Annotated in this window: 18 protein-coding genes and 1 tRNA gene; 15 read left to right on the top strand and 4 right to left on the bottom strand. The window is 45.9% G+C overall.

What is annotated here, in order from left to right; translation table 11 throughout:
* The first annotated feature begins 25 nt into the window (after positions 1-25).
* From FEFB_RS06105 to FEFB_RS06085, 5 genes are all read left to right on the top strand, one after another.
* Complete coding sequence (locus FEFB_RS06105; protein WP_047975350.1) at positions 26-700, top strand: VIT family protein; 675 nt, start codon at positions 26-28, stop codon at positions 698-700.
* 15 nt (positions 701-715) lie between these two features.
* Positions 716-1432 (top strand): VIT family protein, encoded by a 717-nt coding sequence (locus tag FEFB_RS06100; protein WP_047975349.1) that lies wholly within the window; start codon positions 716-718, stop codon positions 1430-1432.
* Positions 1433-1554: 122 nt separating this feature from the next.
* Positions 1555-2922: an FAD-dependent oxidoreductase gene (locus FEFB_RS06095; protein WP_369795914.1), complete on the top strand. Its 1368-nt coding sequence runs from the start codon at positions 1555-1557 to the stop codon at positions 2920-2922.
* Between the two features lie 82 nt (positions 2923-3004).
* Positions 3005-3868 carry a YihY/virulence factor BrkB family protein gene (locus tag FEFB_RS06090; protein WP_047975347.1) on the top strand — a complete coding sequence of 288 codons (864 nt, stop codon included), beginning with the start codon at positions 3005-3007 and terminating at the stop codon, positions 3866-3868.
* A complete protein-coding gene (locus FEFB_RS06085) occupies positions 3861-4454 on the top strand; it encodes a DUF1054 family protein (protein WP_047975346.1) in 594 nt (197 codons plus the stop codon). Before FEFB_RS06090 ends, FEFB_RS06085 begins: the two co-directional genes overlap by 8 nt.
* Positions 4455-4538: 84 nt before the next feature.
* On the opposite strand, the gene FEFB_RS06080 is transcribed toward FEFB_RS06085, so the two are convergent.
* On the bottom strand, positions 4539-6617 hold the full coding sequence (locus FEFB_RS06080) for a sodium:proton antiporter (protein ID WP_047975345.1): 2079 nt from the start codon (positions 6615-6617) through the stop codon (positions 4539-4541).
* A gap of 190 nt (positions 6618-6807) precedes the next feature.
* Here FEFB_RS06080 and FEFB_RS06075 point away from each other — a divergent pair, with 190 nt between their 5' ends.
* Positions 6808-9360: a M1 family metallopeptidase gene (locus FEFB_RS06075; protein WP_047975344.1), complete on the top strand. Its 2553-nt coding sequence runs from the start codon at positions 6808-6810 to the stop codon at positions 9358-9360.
* A 125-nt stretch (positions 9361-9485) separates the two neighbouring features.
* On the opposite strand, the gene FEFB_RS06070 is transcribed toward FEFB_RS06075, so the two are convergent.
* Positions 9486-10832 (bottom strand): HD domain-containing protein, encoded by a 1347-nt coding sequence (locus FEFB_RS06070; RefSeq protein ID WP_047975343.1) that lies wholly within the window; start codon positions 10830-10832, stop codon positions 9486-9488.
* Between the two features lie 81 nt (positions 10833-10913).
* On the opposite strand from FEFB_RS06070, the gene FEFB_RS06065 reads away from it, so the two are divergent.
* From FEFB_RS06065 to FEFB_RS06055, 3 genes are all read left to right on the top strand, one after another.
* The gene (locus tag FEFB_RS06065) at positions 10914-11354 is read left to right on the top strand and encodes a DUF1934 domain-containing protein (protein ID WP_047975342.1); all 441 of its coding nucleotides are present in this window, start codon (positions 10914-10916) and stop codon (positions 11352-11354) included.
* 25 nt (positions 11355-11379) lie between these two features.
* Positions 11380-11940 (top strand): DNA-directed RNA polymerase subunit delta, encoded by a 561-nt coding sequence (rpoE, locus tag FEFB_RS06060; RefSeq protein ID WP_047975341.1) that lies wholly within the window; start codon positions 11380-11382, stop codon positions 11938-11940.
* Positions 11941-12022: 82 nt separating this feature from the next.
* Positions 12023-12096 (top strand) — tRNA-Lys (locus tag FEFB_RS06055).
* A 150-nt stretch (positions 12097-12246) separates the two neighbouring features.
* Here the strand turns inward: FEFB_RS06055 and nadE are convergent.
* Together nadE and FEFB_RS06045 are read right to left on the bottom strand one after the other, a co-directional pair.
* Positions 12247-13068 (bottom strand): ammonia-dependent NAD(+) synthetase, encoded by an 822-nt coding sequence (gene nadE, locus FEFB_RS06050; protein ID WP_047975340.1) that lies wholly within the window; start codon positions 13066-13068, stop codon positions 12247-12249.
* Positions 13065-14507 (bottom strand): nicotinate phosphoribosyltransferase, encoded by a 1443-nt coding sequence (locus tag FEFB_RS06045; RefSeq protein WP_047975339.1) that lies wholly within the window; start codon positions 14505-14507, stop codon positions 13065-13067. Before FEFB_RS06045 ends, nadE begins: the two co-directional genes overlap by 4 nt.
* Before the next feature lie 271 nt (positions 14508-14778).
* Between FEFB_RS06045 and nrdD the strand changes: the two genes are divergently transcribed.
* The 6 genes from nrdD (at position 14779) to sufU (ending at position 21433) form a co-directional block, all read left to right on the top strand.
* Complete coding sequence (nrdD, locus tag FEFB_RS06040; RefSeq protein ID WP_047975338.1) at positions 14779-16989, top strand: anaerobic ribonucleoside-triphosphate reductase; 2211 nt, start codon at positions 14779-14781, stop codon at positions 16987-16989.
* A complete protein-coding gene (nrdG, locus tag FEFB_RS06035) occupies positions 16925-17506 on the top strand; it encodes an anaerobic ribonucleoside-triphosphate reductase activating protein (protein WP_047975337.1) in 582 nt (193 codons plus the stop codon). Before nrdD ends, nrdG begins: the two co-directional genes overlap by 65 nt.
* 245 nt (positions 17507-17751) lie before the next feature.
* Positions 17752-18540 (top strand): Fe-S cluster assembly ATPase SufC, encoded by a 789-nt coding sequence (sufC, locus tag FEFB_RS06030; protein ID WP_047975336.1) that lies wholly within the window; start codon positions 17752-17754, stop codon positions 18538-18540.
* Position 18541: 1 nt separating this feature from the next.
* Complete coding sequence (gene sufD, locus FEFB_RS06025; RefSeq protein WP_047975335.1) at positions 18542-19732, top strand: Fe-S cluster assembly protein SufD; 1191 nt, start codon at positions 18542-18544, stop codon at positions 19730-19732.
* A complete protein-coding gene (locus FEFB_RS06020) occupies positions 19713-20927 on the top strand; it encodes a cysteine desulfurase (RefSeq protein ID WP_047975334.1) in 1215 nt (404 codons plus the stop codon). Before sufD ends, FEFB_RS06020 begins: the two co-directional genes overlap by 20 nt.
* Complete coding sequence (gene sufU / locus FEFB_RS06015; protein WP_047975333.1) at positions 20924-21433, top strand: Fe-S cluster assembly sulfur transfer protein SufU; 510 nt, start codon at positions 20924-20926, stop codon at positions 21431-21433. Before FEFB_RS06020 ends, sufU begins: the two co-directional genes overlap by 4 nt.
* Position 21434 lies beyond the last annotated feature (1 nt).

Raw genomic sequence — 21434 nt, 5'->3', positions numbered from 1 at the left:
TCTTAATTGAGGAGGATTATTGAGAATGAAAAAAAAGTCATTAATGGCCCAAAACAACTTGGTTCGTGCGGGCGTCATGGGTGGCAATGATGGGATTCTATCGGTTGCCGGTATTATTATTGGAGTGGCCGGTGCGGGCCAAAGCCTGACGGCGGTGATGTTGTCAGGTTTTGCAGGAACGCTTGCCGGCATGGTCTCGATGGCTATGGGTGAGTATGTCTCGGTTGAATCATCGAGAGACGCTCAAGACCGCGCTCGCAAAGAGGAATCGAAGGTGTTAGAACAAGATTACAACAAAGAATTTAATTTTGTCAAAGATAAGTATCAAGCTGATGGCATTTCAGCTCAGATGGCTTTGCAGGCGACAAAAGAAATGATGGCAAAGGATCCTTTAGAAACAATGGTGCGCGAACGCTTTGGCTTTTCGCTAAATTCCAAGGTTTCTGCTGGTGGTGCCGCTATCGTCTCTTTTTTCGCCTTCCCAACCGGAGCAGCCTTTCCAATGACATTGATGGGCTTAGCAAAACCAGAGTGGCGAATTGTAGCGACATTTTTAGCAGTCTTAGTAGCATTATTAATCACAGGTTATTTAGCCGCCGTGATTAATGGTGCTAACCGGGTTAGAGGTGCTTTAAGGAACCTTGTTGCCGGAATTTTAACAATGGCTGTGACGCTAGCAATCGGTTCACTCTTTCGCTAATGGGGGAGAAAAAAGATGAAAAATGTTTTAAGTACAGTTAGTGACCGCCGTGAGGAAAAAAAGAGCGGTCAGACAATGGAAGAACGGCTAAATGCGATTCGAGCAGGAATCCTAGGTTCAAACGATGGTATCTTGACAGTTGTTGGGGTTGTTTTCTCAGTTGCGGCAGCGACAACGAATCGGCTTGTGATTGTCATTGCGGCGTTGTCAGACTTGTTGGCCTGTGCCTTATCAATGGGATCGGGTGAATTTGCAGCGGTTTCTTCACAGTCGGATAGTGAACGGGTGGCAGTCGATCGCGAGCGAGTGGCATTAAAGGAAAACTTTGATGAACAGCTGGCAACAGTTCAAGCCTATTATGAAGACAGGGGTGTGACCGCTGAAACAGCCAAGGCCATCGCAGTTGAGTTGTTAGCACAAAAGCCATTGGAAACGATTTTGTCCGTCAAATATGATATGACCCTTGGTCACTACGTTTCACCAATTGAGGCCTCTTTTGCTTCAACGTTTTCGGCAGCGCTTGGTGGTGCCCTGCCGCTTTTGGCACTCCTTTTATCATCGATGAAATACCAATATATTGCAGCTATTTTGGCAACGGTGGTGGCCGTTTCTTTGACCGGTCTCATTTCAGCTTTCTTATCAAAGGGAATGGTGAAACGAGCGGTTATCAGAAATATTTGGATTGGGCTCTTAACCATTGTGATTCACTTTAGCATTGGTAAGCTGTTTTAAGACAAAAAGTTTTAAAAATGGTCTAACTGAAATTTTTTAAAAAAGTCTTGGCTTAATGCTGAAAAAATTTTATAATGTATGTGAAGTTTTGTTATTGCAAATCGAAGTTATTTTAACGGAGGATGAAAATGAAAGTTGTTGTTGTTGGTGCCTCTCATGGTGGTCACGAAGCCGCACATGAAGCTTTAACTCGATACCCAGATGCACAAGTTACTGTTTATGAAGCAGGTGACTTTGTGTCCTTTATGTCTTGTGGAATAGAATTATTCTTAGAAGACAAGGTGACGGACCGCGATGATGTTCGTAACTTTAAGCCAGCTGATTTGGAAAAGTTTGGCGGCAAGATTTTGACGCAACACGAAGTGACTGGAATTGACACGGACGCCAAGAAGGTGACCGTCAAGAATTGGGCGACCGGCGAAGTTTTGGAAGATTCATACGATAAGTTGATTTTGTCTTCTGGTGTTACGCCAGCGACAATTCCAGTTCCCGGTGCTGATTTGGATAACGTCTATCTGATGCGCGGTCGTGATTGGGCAACCAAGATTTATGACAAGTTGCATGATGATGCCGTTTCTTCCGTTGTCGTCGTTGGAACTGGCTACATTGGAATCGAAGCTGCTGAAGTCTTTGCGAAGGCAGGCAAGAAGGTGACGGTCATTGACTTGATCGACCGCCCATTGGGAAACTACCTTGACGCTGAATTGGCTGAAAAGGTTCGAGTTGAATTGGAAAAGAACGGAGTGAACTTACACCTCGGTCATACGGTTGCTGCCTTTGAAGGGGATGGTACGTTGACAAAGGTTAAGGACGATGCCGGTCAAGTATTTGATGCTGATTTGGCCATTGTTGCGGCTGGTGTTAAGCCAAATACGAAGTACTTGCAGGGAACGATCGACTTAGACCAACGTGGTTGGATTAAGACGGACCCATACTTGCGAACTTCTGCCAAGGATGTCTACGCAATTGGGGACGCCATCTTGCCACTCTTTGCGCCAGCTGGTCAACCAGCGCCAATTGCTTTGGCTTCAACTGCCCGTCGTGAAGCACGTTACGTGATTGAAACGATGACGATGGACAAGCCTGCGCGTTCATTTGCTGGTGTTAACGGTTCATCTGCTTTGCCAGTCTTCGATTACAACCTGGCAACAACCGGTGTGAACGCCAATAATGCAGCTAAGATGAACTTAGAAATTGCTTCCTCATTGTATGAAGCGACAATCCGACCTGAATTCGTGAAGGAAGGTAATCCAGAAATCAGCGTGAAACTGATTTTCAACCCCAAGACACATGCAATTTTGGGTGGCCAGGTCTTATCAAAGGCCGACGTCACTGCCCATGCCAATACGATTGCCTTGGCAATTAAGGGCAAGATGACCTTGGAAGACTTGGCCGAGGCCGACTTCTTCTTCCAACCTGGTTATGACCGTCAATGGTCTGTCTTGAATTTGGCAGCGCAAACTGCTTTGGGTCAAATTCCATCTGTTTAATTTTTAAAATTAGTTTTTTTCAACTTAAAAAGACCTCAAACTGTGAGGTCTTTTTGCTTGTAATTATGGCATAATAGGATTTATGAAAAAACGTTTTAAAAAAATCTGGGCCTATCTAGACCGCCGTTTCCGGGTCGATGCCCTGGTGACCTATTTTACCCGTGCACAGTTAACGTTAGTTGGGCCAACCTTTGCCTACTATGTGGTTCTGACACTAATTCCGCTGTTGATTATGTTCGTGTTGGCAATTGCGGCGTTGAATTTGAAGACGGAACATGTGGTGACCGTTTTGGCACAGATGCTGCCTTCTTCGATTGCTAACTTTTTAACACCAATTGTCAATTCGGTTGCCCATACCAATACAAAATCTTATCTTTCTTTTTCACTAATTTTTATTGTTTGGTCGCTATCACAGGTTTTGGCCGTTCTGCGCAGTACCTTTAATAAAATTGCTGATAAGGAAGAGGTGGGTTTGCCGATTCTCTCAAGGTTATGGGCTTTTTTATGGCTAATAGTCATGTTGGTAACCGTTGCAGCCATTATTTTGATTGGAAATATTACGGCCTTGCTGATTAACCATTGGACCGGGATTGTGATTGCCTCACCAACTCGCTGGCTTGTTATTATTGGCTTGTGGATTTTTCTGATTTGGGCCAATTATCGCTTGCCGGTGAAGGCTGCCCGGCCGTCCTTTTTAGCAGTCATTGTGGGGACCTTGATTGACCTATCATTATTAATGCTCCTAAACCGCGTTTTTGTTTGGTTTGCTGATATTCAGTTCCATCGATCCGGTGTTTACCAGTCCTTGGCGTCGATTGCTGTTTTCTTGATTTGGTTGGATCTTTTGGCAACGATTTTGGTCGTGGGTTTTGTCTTGATGACATGGCTAACGGAATTCCCGTTCTTTAGTAAGGACGATAAGGAGAAGGAGGAAGAAAATGTTTAATCAACAGGATTTTCTTGTTTTTGATGACCCGACTTTGGACGGACGGATGAACAAAATTCGAGCGATCATTGATCCGAAGTTTGTGGCCTTTGCTGATTTGGCATTGCCGATTTTAAAAGAAGATGGTCAAGATTGGTATGCACACGTCGCCAAACATAAGATGCGTAAGACCAATGCGCCGGATAATACTTGGGTGGCCTTTGCCCCCAATAAGCGTGGTTATAAGATGATGCCCCATTTCGAGTTGGGTTTGTGGGCGGATAACTTGTATTTTTACTTGGCAGTTGAGGAGAATATGAAGCCTAAGGACTTGGCTGAGATTGTACCCAAGATGCGGGCGGTAGCTAGCCAAGTTACTCAGCTACCAAGTGAGTACTGCCTGTCATTAAATCATATGGTCAATGAAAATCAGGAGTTGGCCAACTATGCCAATGCGGTGGAGCGGTATGAAAAGGTTAAAGCCGCTGAAGTTTTGGTTGGTTTGAAGATACCGGCTGAATCGTCCTTAATGGGCCAGGAGAAGCTAACAGAGACGTTAATTCAAGCTTTGCAAACACTTCTACCAATTTATGAAAAGTTGCGCTAAGGGCTAATTAGGGCTGTTAAAAGATTAAGAAAAAACCAGGTACTTTGTTTTGTAGCAAAGTACCTGGTTTTTTATGTGAAATACTTAGTCCGAAGTAGCAGTCAGGTCCATCAATTGGAGGGTCTGCGCTTGGTTGATTTCATGGTAGAGTTGGTCACCCAGAGCAGGTGAAATGGCCTTTTTCTCTAATTCAGTGGTAACAAAACGATACTCATGGCCGAATGCCTGAATGTAGGCTTCGGGAGGAACCGTTACGTCAACGTGCTGGTAATCGTGGGATACTAAATCAAAGAATCGGTCTAAGATTCTTCTAACCTGGTCGATATTGGCAGTTTCTTGGCCAGCAATCATCTGTTTTGCCAGGTGCTTGGCCAGCAGTTGGTCGGCGTAACTTTGAGTGTCAGCGTTTAAGGCCCAAACAGCGTGGCGATTATCGCGGAAGTTGGCGATAATTTGCTGCTGTTCAGGGTGTGTCTTAAGGTATTCTTGCTGGTAACGAGCACGTTGCTTATGGGTAAAGGTGCGAGTCTTGGTATGGAACTTGATTTCGCTTTGCAATCGCCGCAGTTTACGGAGCAGGTTCATCACCGGATGACGCTTGGTAGCCGGATTAATCAGGCCACGCTGGATAATCTTAGAATAGATGGCAATCGTGTTTTCATCGAAGTTTTGTTGGATATGATCGGAATCCATATACTCGTTTAATTCATCGAAGACCTCGTTAATGAGTGGCAGGACGGATGTCGTAAAATCAGCCTGAGCCAGCCGGCGACCATTAGTAAACTTTTGCGTTTGCAAGGTTTGGCTGAGGGCTTTTTTGACGGCATGTTTTGCTGATGACTGCTCGACGGCAATAATCGCCGTATCAATCATTTGCTTACGGACGCGATCAAGGTCCTCTGGACTAAAGTCCGCCGTTTCTTTTTTCAGCAAGAGTGGCAGCGCCACACTAGCAACGGCAAGAGAAATTAGGATTACGAGGGTGGCGACGATTTGAATTTCATCTAAGAAGGGCAAGGGACGACCATTAATTTTGGCTGGCAATGACATTGCTAAGGCCAAGGTGACGGCTCCGTGGACGCCTGAAAGACCAAAGAGGCGGGCGCGAACTCGGCGGTTTTTTGTATGTTTTTTACCGAAGAATTCGGTTAGGTTTTGATCGCTTTGGAGTGTCACCCAAAGAAAGCGGCCTAAAAACATTGCCAGGTAGATGGCGCCAGCCAGTGCGATTAAAATCAGGGAACCAACCCAGCCAAAGTGAGTCATCGTTTTAAAAATGGCTGGCAGCGCTAGACCTAAAATGACAAAGACAATCCCGTTCAAAACGGTGGTGGTGGTTTGCCAAATGGTAGCGGTCACGATTTGACTCTCGGTGGCAATTAGTTGTAGTTTTGAATGTTCCCAGTTATGTACTAAGCCCGCTGCAACCACGGCCAAAATACCGGAGGTGCCGAGGTGTTCGGCGACAATATAAATCACAAAGGGGGTTAAGAGGTTTAGGGGGATAGTTGTTGCTTTGGCAGAGGTTGCGTGGAAGTTTAAATACATCCGTAACCCAATTACTAGTAAAGAAAGGAGGGCACCGACTAAAAGGCCACCTAAGGAAACGAAGAGGAAATAGCCGATACCTGTCATGGGTGACAGCGACCCCTTAGTAAAAAATGAAAGGGCTAAGTCCAGTAACACAATTCCGGTTGCATCATTAAAAAGAGACTCTAGTTCCAATGACTGATTTAACCCCTTGGGCATGGTTAGGCCCTTTGTCATTGATTTAACGGCCACGGCATCCGTTGGGACCACAATGGCTGCCAGGGCGATTGTTAAGGCCAGCGGCCACTTGGTAGGGAAGTTGGCGTTGACTAAGGCAACTAAGACCATGGTAAAAAGCGCCAATACGACTGACAGCTGGATAATGGTTTTGGCGTGTTTACGAATAGTATTGTAGGGGTGGCTTTGTCCCTCTTGAAACATGATGGGCGCAATAATCAAGAATAAAAAGAACTCGGAGTTGATTTGAAAGCCGTGAAAGATTGGTAGGATGGAAAACAGGGCACCAATGACAATTAAAATCAGTGCTTCTGGAATACGCTTGACAAAGGGCTGAACGATGTTAGCCGCAACAACGGCACCCACGAGCAAGGCGATAATCAATAAAAGCGACATGTACTTCTCTTTCTCATAAATGGATTGACCATTGAAAGGTCTTCTTCCTAATAATTATAGGGCTTTCCAGATTATGAGGCAAGCGTTCGCCTTTTCACATCCCCTTACTATCTTTTATCTCATTTTTTAGTTATAATAGCATTATTGTTAATTCTATATTAATAAATTTTTAATAAAAGGTAGGTGCCTCATGGCTGCAATTCCACGTCTTTATGAAACATTCCAACCCGATCATTATGATTTGTTTTTGGATATCTCACGCGAAAATAAGTTGATTGTTGGAAAAACGACGATTACGGGTCACGTGACGACGACTGATCTAGCATTACACCAACACGACTTAGTGGTGGAAACATTGAAGGTTAACGGCCAAGCGGTTGACTTTACAATGGACAATGACCAAGATCAAGTGACTTTTAAGGCTGATCAGGCTGGTGAAATTGAAGTCGAGGTCACTTACCACGCGCCATTGACGGACAACATGAATGGGATTTACCCATCTTATTACAACGTCGATGGTCAAGCCAAGCAATTGGTTTCCACGCAATTTGAAACTTACTTTGCTCGTCAAGCTTTCCCAAGTATTGATGAACCAGAAGCAAAGGCAACGTTCTCTTTGGCCATTAAGTTTGATGAAAAGCCAGAGGAATCAGTCATCTCAAACATGCCAGAGCAAAAGGTCGAAGAGGGTGTGCATTACTTTGACAAGACAGTCAAGATGTCCACTTACCTCTTAGGCTTTGCCTTGGGTGACTTGCAAAGCAAGAAGACTAAGACGAACTCTGGTGTTGAAATTGGGGTTTTTGCTACAAAGGCACACCCTGCCGATAACTTGGACTTCTCACTTGATATCGCGAAGCGGTCAATCGAATTCTTTGAAGACTTTTATCAAACACCATATCCATTGCCACATTCTTGGCAAGTGGCTTTGCCTGATTTTTCAGCCGGCGCTATGGAAAACTGGGGTGTGGTAACCTACCGTGAAGCTTGCCTTCTCGTTGATCCAAAGAACTCTTCAACGGCAACCAAGCAATACGTGGCTACCATCGTGGCCCATGAATTGGCTCACCAATGGTTTGGTGACTTAGTCACCATGAAGTGGTGGGATGAGTTGTGGTTGAACGAATCCTTTGCCAACATGATGGAATACGTGGCAACGGACTTCTTGGAGCCTGACTGGCATATTTGGGAATCTTTCAACGCCGTTGAAGTTCAAAAGGCTTTGCAGCGAGACGCTATCTTAGGTGTTCAACCCGTCCACGTGGAAGTCGAGCATCCAGAAGAAATTGATGCACTCTTTGATCCCGCCATCGTTTATGCCAAGGGTGGCCACTTGTTGGTCATGGTTCGTGCCTTGATTGGCGACGATGCCTTGCGCAATGGTTTGAAGGAATACTTTGCCAAGAAGAAGTACAGCAATGCAACCGGGGATGACCTCTGGTCTGCCTTGGGTGAAGCCTCCGGCAAGAACATTGGCGAAATCATGCATTCTTGGTTGGAACAACCTGGTTACCCAGTTGTTTCTGTCAAGGTGGAGGACGGCCGCGTTAAGGTTAGCCAAAAGCCATTCTCAATTGGTGGTGACAAATCAGCTGTGCCAAATGCCGACAGTCGGATTTGGCAAGTGCCATTGGCCGCTTCTGCTGCCTCTGCCCCTGATTTGTTGACGACTGAAAGCATGGACTTGGGTGATTATGAAACATTGAAGCGTGAAAGCAATGGTGCCTTCACTTTGAATGTTGGTAATACTGGTCACTACATCGTGCAATACGATGACACATTGTTGGCCGAACAGGTGGCCAACTTGGAAAAGGCAAACGCCATTTCACAAGCTCAATTCTTGCAAAACAACTTGTTGTTGGCCCAAGCTGGTCAAGGATCATTTGCTGACTTGCTTTGGGTCTTGCCAAAGTTGGCAGACTCAACATCTGAATTGGTTCAGTCATTGATTTATCAAGTAATTGGCCAAGTTAAGGCCTTTGCGACAGATGGTTCTGATTTGGAAAAGAACTTGAAGACCTTTGTTGGCGACCTTTCAAAGCAACAGTTGGACCGTCTTGGCTTTGACAAACGCGCAGGCGAAAGCGTTGATGATGAAATGGTGCGAGCTCAGGTTTTGTTAGCAGCCCTCTTTGCTAAGAATGCTGACTTGGTTGCCCACGACCATGAAGTCTTTGAACAGGCTGGTGGGGATGTGACGAAGTTGCCTGCCAACGGTCGAGCAGTTGTGTTGAAGAACGAAATCCAAAACTTTAACACCCAAGAAAAGTTCAACCAATTCTTGACGGACTATCAAAAGACGGCGGAAGCAGCCTTGAAGTCTGATTTGGAAGCTGCTTTAGTAACGAGCCAGGATGAAAATCAGTTGGAGACACTGGTTGCTAACTACCAGAATGCCGATGTGATTAAGCCACAAGACCTTCGTGGTTGGTTCCAAGGCGTCTTGGGCAACGACAAGGGTCAAGCTCTGGCCTGGGACTGGGCAAAGAACAACTGGGACTGGTTGGAAGACCGTCTTGGTGGCGACATGTCCTTCTCATCTTACGTGACGGTGATTTCGCGCATCTTCAAGACGGCGGAAAACTTGGCCGAATTCAAGGCCTTCTTCACGCCTAAGTTGGACCAACCAGGTTTGGCCCGCGAAATCGTGATCGACCAAGCGGTGATTGAAAACCGGATGAAGACGATTGCCGACCAAACGGCTGACGTTGACCGCGCTTTGGCTTTGTTGGCACAGAAGTAAGCCTTTAAGTACAACTGCAAAATTTTAACGAGACAAAAACCGCTTTGACTGCTAGTAGTCAAAGCGGTTTTTATTGGGTGAAAAATCAGTTAATGGATACTGATTTCTTCGTTAGTAGTTTCTTTTTAGTGTTCGCCAGGGATAAAGGTATCATTTTTAATCAGTGACCGGAAATTCTGGTGAACCTGCGAGAAGAGGTCGTCTGGACCATTGTTCAGCATTTCTTTTGGGAAGAAGAAACGTTGGTCCAAGGAAGCGCGGCCCTTAATAGACGCAACCAGAGCTGATAGCTGTGATAACTCACGGTGGGAGTCATCGCTCAAGACGAGCTCGATTTGGGTTCGTGGCTTCTTCTCGCTTGGTTTATAATCATCGTAGGGGAGGTCGTAGGCGTCGTTTTGGGCCGTGTAATAGTCTGGGTCAAAGCCAGCATCCTTGACGATTTGCTCGAGCTCAGCCAGGTAGGGCGCCGATTGCTCGTTAATTTGGATAGACTTAAATGGGCGCCGGTTTAAGAACCGGGACGAAAGGTCCGCTAAGATTTGGTCAGGATAGTCCTGCCAACCGTTGATGGCCGTCATAAAGAGGTTGTCATCAAGGCGTAGGTACTCATCAATGGTCAAATCGTGGTCGGGTTGAAAAACGGGCGCCAGCAAGGGTCCAACCAAGTCACCAGTATTGTGTCCCTGTGAAAGGAGTTCCTTAACGCGACCCAGGAGGTGCTCCAAGATCACTTCCATTCCACGTGAAACTGGGTGGAAGTAGACCTGAAGGTACATCTGATAGCGGGAAACAATGTAGTCTTCAACCGCATGCATACCAGCGATATCGTAGGCAATCCCGGTTTTGCAAGGTTTCATCGTTCGCATAATTCGGTCGATATCGAATTCACCGTAAGTGGCGCCGGTATAAAAGGCATCGCGGAGAAGGTAATCCATCCGATCCACGTCTAATTGACTAGAAATCAGTTGGACGACTTGATGGTTTTCATAAGTCTTGGCAATGACTGAGGCGACCTTGTTGGGAAAATCAGGACTGTAAGATTGCAAAACTCGGTTGATTTCGGTATCGCCAGTAATAATATCCTGGGTCATTTGTTCATGATTGGTGTGGAAAAGGTGCTCAAAAGTGTGTGAAAAGGCACCATGGCCAACGTCATGTAAGAGGGCAGCAACAACCGTCAACATCTGTTCCTCTGGGTCCCAAAGACCATCGCCAGGTGTTTTGGTGCGATAGTATTCGTTAAAGTAATCGGTAATGCGCCGAGCTAATTCGTAGGCACCGACGGAGTGACCGAAGCGGTCATGAACGGCCCCGTGGAAAACAAAGGCGGTTACGCCAAGTTGTTCAACCCGACGGAGTCGTTGAAACTCGGGAGTATTAATCAGGTCTAAGACTAATTGATCTTGGATATGAATGAATTTGTGAATTGGATCGCGGAGGACTTTTTCGTGTGCTAATTTTTCCGACATATTTGACCTTTCCCTTCGTGCTTTTTCTTATTATAATAGACTTTAGCTATTTGTGAAAATATTAGGAGCAATTTTAACTAAATGAGCCAAAAAGAAGTACAAGTGAAAATCAGTCACCAGGTCTTTCAAGATGCCGGTGATGAACATTATGAGGTTGAAACGACCGGTTTATTGACCATCAAGGGTGATAGTGTTTATTTGGCCTACACCGAAAAAATTGATGATGAAGGTGAGACCAAGGTCATCTTTAAGCTCACTGAAAAGCAAATCAGCCTTAGTCGTCATAATGTGACGAAGACGCGAATGGTCTTTCAACTTGGATTGGTGGAACACCAACCCTATCAAACGGTAGCGGGCATGATGTTGCTTTCAACCAATACCAACCAGCTTGACTTTACCTTTGATGAAAGCAAGCAGGCGGGGGCGTTGGATTTGGCTTATGCCTTGTCTGCCAACGACCAGGTGGTTGGCCAATACCAGGTTGCCTTGCAATTTGGGCCAAAATCCAGTATACTCTACTAGTTAGAAGCGCGAAAGGACGAGAGCCATGTTAAATTTAGAAAACGGTCAACTCAAGGAAGAGATGTCCTTGGTGGAAATCGCTACGGCCATCTTAGCAGAACAAAAGAAGGCCATGGCCTTTACTGATTTAGTGACGGCCATCCAAAACTTTTTGGAAATCGATGCGGATGCTTTCCAAAGTCGATTGTCACAATTTTATACGGACTTGAACACCGACGGTTCGTTTATTTCCTTGGGAAATAACGAATGGGCTCTGCGTTCATGGTATCCAGTCGATGCAATCGACGAATCAATTCACGAAATTGATGACGAAGAAGAAAAGCCAAAGAAGAAGAAGGCCTCAAAGAAGGTGAACGTCTTTGCCGATTCTGCATCAGCCGATGACGACGTGATTGACTATAACGATGATGATCCAGAAGACGATGACTTTGATGACCTTGAAGGTCACAATGCCGAGACTGGTGACGGCAATGATGCCGAAGATGATGACGATGCTGAAAAAGACGAAGCCATCGAAGATAACCTCACGGAATTAGCCGGTTCAGATGACCTGGATGACTTGTCTAATGGGGATGAAGAGCAATAAAAAAGTAAAAATATTTTTTAAAAAGTATTGCTTTTTTGCTCTTGCTTCGGTAATATATATAAATGTGCTAAGGCACAGGATTGCTTCCGTAACTCAGTTGGTTAGAGTAGGGGATTTTTAATCCCAAGGTCCTCGGTTCGAATCCGAGCGGGAGCACTGAGTTAATCAGGCGACCTTGGGAGATTCCAAAGAAAAAGCAGAACTTGAAAAAGTTCTGCTTTTTCTTTGCCCCCAAAAAAACAGTTAAAAAGGACTCCGGGTTTTACCTTAAGGTAAAACCCGGAGTCCTTTTTGTGTTTTGAATGATTAATAAAACCAAGTGTCGTAAATCGTAATTGGTTCGTTCCTTTTTTGCTGGCTATTTAAGTAGAGTGATTCAATTTTTTCGGCGTCGCTAGTAGAAACCTGCTTGCCTTCTAAATAGTCGTCTATGGTCTTGTAAGAGACTCCTAGGGCTACTTCATCTGGCAGCTGTGGTCGGTCGTCTTCCAAATCAGCTGTCGGGGTCTTTTCATACAGGTGAGCGGGGGCTGACAAAGCTTCAAGCAACGCCCGTCCTTGGCGCTTGTTTAGTCGCCAGAGGGGGTTGATATCCGTGCCGCCGTCACCGTACTTGGTAAAGAACCCAGCGACGGCTTCGGCCGCATGGTCAGTGCCAATCACAACTGCCTGGTGCTCTCTGGCCACTGCATACTGGGCGATCATGCGCATCTTGGGCTTAATCGAGCCCCGGCTTAAGTCGTCAACGACCAAACCAGCCTCACGCAAAGAGCTAACCATGGCGTCCGTAGCTGATTTGATATTGGTTGTCACTGTTTGATCAGGGTTAATGAAGTCAAGCGCTGCCTGGGCATCGTCTTCATCTTGCTGTTGACCATAAGGCTGGCGGATGGTGATAAACTGATAGTCTTCTTGCGTTTCTTCTCTGAGCTCATCAATGGCCATCTGACCTAATTTACCGGCCAGCGTTGAATCCTGACCACCAGAAACGGCGATGACCAATCCCTGGTAGGCGCTATGGGTCAAGTACTGCTTTAAGAAGTCAATCGACCGCCGAATTTCGGCTCGGGGGTCAATAACAGGTTGCACGTGTAGTTCGGCGATAATTTTGGCTTGAAGGGCTCTCATGCTTTCATCTCCTTGATTTGTTGACGGATGGTTTGAATTAAGTCGTTTTTGGCATCGTAGAGGTCTTGTGCCAAATCAACGGGGTAGGTTTCTGGATTTAAGATGCGCTTGTATTCATCCCAGAGATTATCCAGCGAGTTTTTGGCGTAGGCCTTAATTTCTTTGATGTCAGGCAGGTCGTAGACTAATTTTCCATCGACGAAAATGTCATGGAGAATTGGGGTTGCCTGAAAATCAGTGACCTCCTTGGAAAGAAGGGGATGGTTCGGGTCAAACATGTGGAGAGTTTCCACTTGATTTGGATCCAGGCCAAAGAAGGTCAAATAGTCACCTTCTGATTTGCCGTCCTTCTTATCGGTAATCCGCCAAATTTGCTTTTTACCGGGCGTAGAAATTTTTTCGACGTTATTGGACAGCTTAATGGTGTTTTGTCCATCGATGCTGACCATTTTGTAGACGGCACCGAGGGCCGGTTGGTCGTAGGCGGTAATCAGCTTAGTACCAATGCCCCAAACGTCAATCTTTGCTCCTTGGCTTTTCAAATTCAAGATGGTATTTTCATCCAGGTCATTGGAGGCGTAAATTTTTGCATCTTGGAAGCCGGCTTCATCGAGCATTGACCGAACCTTCTTTGATAGGTAAGCCATATCACCTGAATCAATCCGGACCCCTTGGAAGTTGATTTTATCGCCAAACTCCTTTGCTACTTTGATGGCGTTGGGGACACCTGATTTTAGGGTGTCAAAGGTATCAACTAAGAAAACAACATCATGGTGGGTTTTGGCATAAGCCCGAAAACCTTCATAGTCGCTTTGGTAGGCCTGAATCAAGGCGTGGGCATGCGTTCCTGAGATTGGAATATGGAAGAGCTTACCTGCTCGAACGTTTGAACTGGCATCAAAACCACCGATGTAGGCGGCTCGGGTCCCCCAAAGGGCGGCATCAAGTTCCTGGGCTCGTCTTGTTCCAAATTCAAGCAACGGCTGGCCATCGGTGACTGAAGCAATCCGAGCTGCCTTTGTTGAAATCAGCGTCTGGAAGTTGATGATGTTCAATAAGAGAGTCTCTAACAGTTGGGCATCAATCAAGGGACCATCGACTTGAATCAATGGTTCGTGGTTGAACATGACTTCGCCCTCTAAAGCCGAGCGGATAGTTGCCGTTAAGCGCCAATTCTTCAGATAGAGTAAAAAATCCTCTTCGTAGAGGTCTAATGACCGTAAGTAGTCGATGTCGTCATCGCTAAAGCGAAGATTTGTTAGGGCCTTAACGAGTCGTTCCAGCCCTGTGAAAATAACGTAGCCGTTGTCAAAGGGCATCTTGCGGAAATAGGCTTCAAAGACCACTGGCTTTTGATCAATTTTGTCTTTCCAATAGGTATAAATCATATTGATTTGGTATGCATCAGTGTGCAATACCAGTGAATCGTCTGTGTACATAGTTCCGTCCTTTTTTCTCCTATTATACGCAGAATTGGTTCATTGTTAAAAAGGTTTTGTGAAGAATTTCAATAACAAATAGTTATTTTTTTGTTGCTAATTTTTTCTGATTGTAAACAAATGGTAATTATCATTCTAATCCCCTTTTCCCTTAAGACTAAGAGCACTTGAAGGCGCTTTTTTCACAAGCGAACATCTGTTCTAAAAAACAAAATCGTTGTAGTATTTGAGGTACCCCACAAAAACAAAAAACAGGAGGAAGTAATTTAGAATGGTACAGGCAATCGAAAATAATCAATTGAAACAGCTAACCGTGATCAAGCAAAGTGGCGAAGCAATAGCCTTTTATGCTTATAAGATCGACTTTATCCTGGAACACCTGAATTTATCGACAGAAACCGCTCAAGCCATAATGGCAGAATTGACCGAAACTTTGGCGAAAGCCAAGAAGGTCACGACTTCAGAAATTCGGACACTCTTGAATGCTTGTTTAGAAAAACATGGCGAAGAAGAAGCCATCAACCAATACCAAACGTATTGGGAAAAAGACAAACAAAAGTTCGCCGATGCTTCCAATGTTCAGAAGCGAATTGAAAAACTATTCGATAAGGACGCATCTGTCGTCCATGAAAATGCTAATAAGGATAGTCGGGTCTTTAATACCCAACGCGATTTGGAGGCTGGGGCTGCTAGCCGCGCACTCGGGATGCAAATGCTACCAAAGATGGTGGCTAAGGGACACATGCGTGGCGACATTCACTGGCACGACTTGGATTATTCACCGGTGACACCTGCTACTAATTGTTGCTTGATTGATTTTGATAACCTCTTGAACAACGGTTACAAGATTGGTAACGCTTGGGTGGATTCGCCAAAGTCAATCCAAACGGCAACGGCACAGATGTCACAAATTATCGCTAATGTGGCGTCATCTCAATATGGTGGTTGCTCGGCTAACCGGATTGACCAATTATTGGCCCCCTTTGCTAAGAAGAATTATGACAAGCATTTAGTTGATGCTCAGAATTGGGTTTCCGAGGAAAAGGAAGTTGAATATGCCAAGGAAAAAACTCAAAAAGACATCTATGATGCCATGCAAGCTTTGGAATATGAAATCAATACCTTGTATTCCTCTCAAGGGCAAACACCTTTTACAACGATTAACTTTGGATTAGGAACGAACTGGATTGAAAGAGAAATTCAAAAGGCCATCCTGCAAATTCGCATCAAGGGTCTGGGTAAGGAACAGCGGACAGCCATCTTCCCAAAGCTGACTTTTACGGTCAAGCGTGGCTTGAACTTCAGCCCAAAAGATCCAAACTATGATATTAAGCAATTGGCACTCGAATGCTCAACAAAGCGGATGTACCCTGATTTGCTGATGTATGACAAGATTATCGACATTACTGGTTCCTTTAAGACGCCAATGGGTTGCCGGTCCTTTTTGCAAGGTTGGGAAGACGAAAATGGTCAAGAGGTTAATTCCGGTCGCATGAACCTGGGCGTTGTCACAGTGAACCTACCCCGAATTTCGCTCTTTGCTAAGCAAGACAAGGAACTTTTCTGGCAAATTTTTGATGAAAAGATTGCCTTAACCCATCAGGCCTTGGCTTATCGAATTGAAAGGACCAAGGAGGCCGTGCCGGAGAATGCGCCACTCCTGTATATGTATGGTGCCTTTGGTAAGCGCTTGAAGAAGACTGATAGTGTTGATGAAGTCTTCAAAGATGGTCGGGCCACGGTTTCGCTCGGTTATATTGGCTTGTACGAAACGGTTGCTGCCTTTTATGGGTCAAACTGGGAAGGGAACCAAGAGGCCCATGACTTCGCCGAAGAAATCATTAAACGGATGCATGACTACTGCGTTGAGTGGGAAAAGGAGAGTAGCTACCATTACAGCCTTTATTCCACGCCAGCAGAATCGCTGACGGATACCTTCTGCGAGGCTGATATTGAAAAGTTCGGTAAGGTTGAAGACATTACTGAAAAGGAATACTACACGAATAGTTTTCACTATGATGTCCGTAAACATCCAACCCCCTTTGACAAAATTAGTTTTGAAGAGGCCTTTCCAAAGTATGCTGCCGGTGGTTTTATTCACTACTGTGAGTATCCAAATTTGCGTCAAAACCCACAAGCCTTAGAGGCTGTTTGGGATTGGGCCTATGACCACGTTGGCTACTTGGGAACCAATACGTCAATTGATAAGTGTTTTAAGTGTGGTTTCTCTGGTGACTTTAAGGCAACAGCCAAAGGCTTTGAATGTCCACAGTGTGGCAACCACGATCCGCAGATGTGTGATGTGGTTAAGCGAACTTGTGGTTACCTTGGGAATCCACAACAACGCCCGATGGTCCATGGCCGTCACGTCGAAATTGCAGCACGAGCCAAGCATTTAACGCAGGAGATGATTACAGATGTCGCGAGCTATCAGAAAACCAAACAATCCGATGCCCAAAGAATGGACTGCAGAAGAGCTTAGTCAGGGGTTCATTGCTGACTACAAACCATTCAACTTTGTTGATGGTGAGGGGGTCCGGTGTTCTTTGTATGTTTCTGGCTGCAAGTTTATGTGCCCGGGTTGTTATAACGTGGTTGCGCAAAATTTCCACTATGGCCAGCCCTATTCAATGGCACTTGAAGACCAAATTATTAAAGACTTATCAAAGGATTATGTTCAGGGCTTGACGTTATTAGGTGGTGAACCCTTCTTGAATACCCAAGTTTGCATACAGTTGGCCAAGCGGATCCGCCAGGAATTTGGCCATAAAAAGGATATTTGGTCTTGGACCGGTTATACCTGGGATGAGTTGATGAAAGAAACGGATGACAAGTTGGAATTATTGTCACTAATCGATATCGTGGTTGACGGTCGGTTCTTGGAGGAAGAAAAGGATTTGACGCTCCAATTCCGTGGTAGTGCCAACCAGCGGATTATTGATGTGCCAAAATCTCTTAAATCGAAAGAAGTGGTTATCTGGGATAGATTAGTACACTGATTTAGGGGTCGGCCCGTTTTCGATCGCTGGCTAGGAGGTATTGGCAGACCTAGCATCTTTAAAAAATGTGTGGCTAAAAAGTTTTTAATTTTTGGAATAAAATACTGACAATTAGGGGCCGCAAAGACCTGCCGGAGAAAAATACCGCCAGGGAGTTGTGGCTCTTGTCATCTCTACTTGCATTTTAATTTAAACAAATTGGTGACTATTGGCAAATATTGGTACTGATAAGGAGAGGATGATAAATGAAGACGTTAAAAATTGAAGACCTCCACGTTCAAATTGATGGTAAAGAAATTTTAAGGGGCGTTAACTTAACGATTAATACGGGTGAAATTCACGCCATCATGGGACCCAATGGGACTGGGAAATCAACCTTGTCGCAGACGATTATGGGACACCCGGCCTATCAAATTACACAGGGAACAATCAAGTTGGACGGTCAGGATTTAAGTAAAATGAGCGTCGATGAGCGCGCTCGAGCTGGTTTATTTTTGGCCATGCAATATCCGGCTGAAATTCAAGGCATTACGAACTTTGAGTTTATGCGCTCAGCCGTGAATGCCAGGCGTGCTGATGATGACCATGTTGGTGTCATGACTTTTATGAAGGAACTGGAAGAAAAGCGGAACTTTTTGTCGATGAACGCTGAGATGGCCAGCCGCTATTTGAATGAAGGATTTTCTGGTGGAGAAAAAAAGCGCAATGAAATTCTCCAAATGTTGGTGATTAAACCAGCCATTGCCATTCTAGATGAAATCGACTCAGGTTTAGATATTGATGCCCTAAAAGTCGTTTCCAAGGGTGTTAATAGCATGCGGTCAGCTGACTTTGGCACATTGATGATTACCCATTACCAACGCTTGCTCGATTATATTGTGCCAGATTATGTGCATGTGATGATGGGGGGCAAAATCGTGAAGACCGCTGGTCCTGATTTGGCTAAGCGCTTGGAGGGTGAGGGTTATGCGGCCCTGCGTGACGAATTGGGTCTTGAAATTACGCTCACAGACGAAGATGTACCGGTGGTGTGAGATGAAAGAGCTAACAAGACAAATAACTGAAGAATTGCCCCTACCAGACTTTCCTAAGGTCCGTTTCCAACATTGGGGTCTGACGGATTTAGTGCCCGGTCAAGGACAGGCAGAACAGCCGCTGATGGCGCAACCAGGGGATGCCGGAGTCGAGTTAGCGGGTCTGAATCAAACGTATTATGATTTGCCGGAGGACTTGGTTGAGGCCGGCGTCTTGCTATTGCCACTGAAGCAGGCCAAGCAGGACTATCCGGATTTGGTTGAACAAGTTTATGACCGGGTGGCCGAAACAAAGGACCGCTTGACGGCAGAAAATTTGCAAAGTGCTAATACGGGTCTTTTTGTCTACTTACCAGCTGGGGTAACGGTTACCGAGAATTTGAACCTCTTTTTGGTTCATTTGGGTGCAGACGGTGACTTGGTTGGCCGGCTAGTAATTTATGCCGATCAGAATAGTCAGGCACGCATCGTCAGTCAATTAGAGACGGCAACAGCTGGTATCAGCAATGTCTCCTTGGTGATTGAGGTTTTGGCGGCTGCTGGTGCCAAACTGACGATGGTTAACTTCGACCACTTAGACCAAGAGACGACTGGTTTTATTAACCGTCAGGCCGTTGTTGGCAACCAGGCGGAAGTGAATTGGGTCAATGCTGCCTTTAATGATGGCAACGTCATTAGCCAATTGACGACTAAGCTGGTTGGTGAGGGTGCCAAATCAGAAACCGAGGTGGCCGCGTTTACTTCGGGTAAGCAGGTCCAAGGTTTTAACACCGAAATCCAAAATATTGGTCGGCACACGGTTGGGCATATCTTCCAACGCGGGGTGATTTTGAATAGTTCAAGCCTGATTTTTAATGGGATGGGGCGGATTATCAAGGGCGCCAAGGGATCCGATGCCCAGCAGGAATCACGGGTCTTGATGCTGTCCAAGTGTGCTCGTGGTGAGGCCAATCCGTTGCTTTTGATTGACGAAAGTGATGTTACGGCCGGGCATGCGGCCTCGGTTGGCCAGGTCGATGACCAGCAACTCTACTATTTGATGAGTCGCGGACTGACGGAACAAGTCGCTAGAAGGCTCGTTGTTCGTGGCTTTGTTGGTGAAATCCTCGCGAAAATCCATGATCAAAAGGTCGAAAATCAGGTCGTTGCGGCCATTGAAAGAAAGTTAAACAATGAAAACGGTACGAGATGATTTTACAATTTTAAATCGGCAGGTCAACGGCCATCCCTTAACTTACCTCGATGGGGCGGCGACGAGTCAAAAACCAGACCAGGTCTTAGACCAGATTCGGGCCTATTATGACCAAAAAAATGCCAATGTTCATCGCGGCGTTTATACGCTCTCACAAGAAGCAACGACTAGCTATGAAGGGGCACGGGCGAAGGTTGCAGCCATGATTGGTGCGGCGGCTGCTAAAAACATTGTCTTTACCAGGTCGACGACCGAAAGCCTGAATTGGCTGGCTCAGGGCTATGGACCGAACCATCTGGAGGCTGGGGATGAAATCTTGTTAACCCAACTGGAACACCACTCCAACATTGTTCCTTGGCAGGTGTTGGGCAAGGCGACGGGGGCTCGGTTGCGGTACGTTTCCCTGACGGACAAAGGCGAAATTGATTTGGCTGATTTTAAGAACAAGCTCAGTCAGAAAACGAAAATCGTCTCCTTTGCCCACGTTTCCAACGTTCTTGGTAGCCTGGCACCCGTCAAGGAAATGACGACACTGGCCCATGAGGTTGGGGCCACGGTCATTGTTGATGGGGCCCAGGGTGTCGGCCATTTCCCCATCGATGTTTTGGACTTAAATGTTGATTTCTATGCCTTTTCTGGTCACAAAATGCTCGGGCCAACCGGAATTGGGGTGCTATACGGAAAAACTGATTTCTTAGAAGCCATGACACCAGTGCAATACGGTGGGGAAATGATTGAACGGGTGACACTAGAGGAAGCGACCTTTCAAGAGCTGCCCTGGCGCTTTGAAGCTGGAACGCCCAATATTGCCGGCGCCATCGGTCTTGGGGCGGCTGTTGATTACTTGAACGAGGTTGGCTTAGAGACAATCGCCGACAAAGAGGAAGAGTTGATGGCAGCCGCTCTGTCCGCTCTGGCAGAAATCCCTGATTTAACCGTGTATGGGCCAAAGGACGCCAAAAACCACCATGGTGTTTTGTCCTTTAACCTAGCGGGTGTTCATCCGCATGATGTCGCCACCGTTTTGGATATGGCGGGCGTTGAGGTGCGGGCGGGTCACCATTGCGCCCAGCCGTTAATGGATTATTTGGGCATTCAATCGGCCGTCCGTGCCACCTTTGCCTTTTACAATAACCAAGAAGACCTTGACCGCTTTGTTTCGGCTCTGCGGCAGGCTCGGGAGTACTTTGTATGAATCAAGCAGACTTAGGAATTTTATACCGGCAGGTCATCTTAGACCATGCTAAAAATCCTCATCATTTTCGGACGTTGCCAGCCTCGGTTGGCCAACAGGTTGAAAAGTTTAATCCAAGCTGTGGAGATGTCTTACAAGTGCGAATGGTTGTGTTGAGAAATCAGATTCAAGACATGTCCTTTGACGGGGCGGGTTGTGCCATTTCGATGGCTGCGGCTTCGATGCTGACTGAACAGTTAATTGGCCAAAGTTTGCCAGCGGCTCGGGAAAAATTAGCGGCATTTTCTGAATTATTAATGGCTGATCAGGTCCAAGGTCAGAACCAGGATGGCTTGTTCACCGATGAAAGCCAATCAGTTGAGGACAAAGGCTGGCAAGATGGGGATGTTGACCTTGGCGAATTGTCGGCTTTGGCCGGCGTTCGTCAGTTTCCAACACGACTCAAGTGTGCCACTCTCGCCAGCCATGCAGTGACTGCTTTAATTGCCAAGATTGAGGGGGAGTAAG

It is taken from the genome of Fructobacillus sp. EFB-N1 (assembly GCF_001038455.1).
GTDB lineage: Bacteria > Bacillota > Bacilli > Lactobacillales > Lactobacillaceae > Fructobacillus > Fructobacillus cardui.
This window is presented reverse-complemented; position numbering and strand designations above follow the sequence as displayed.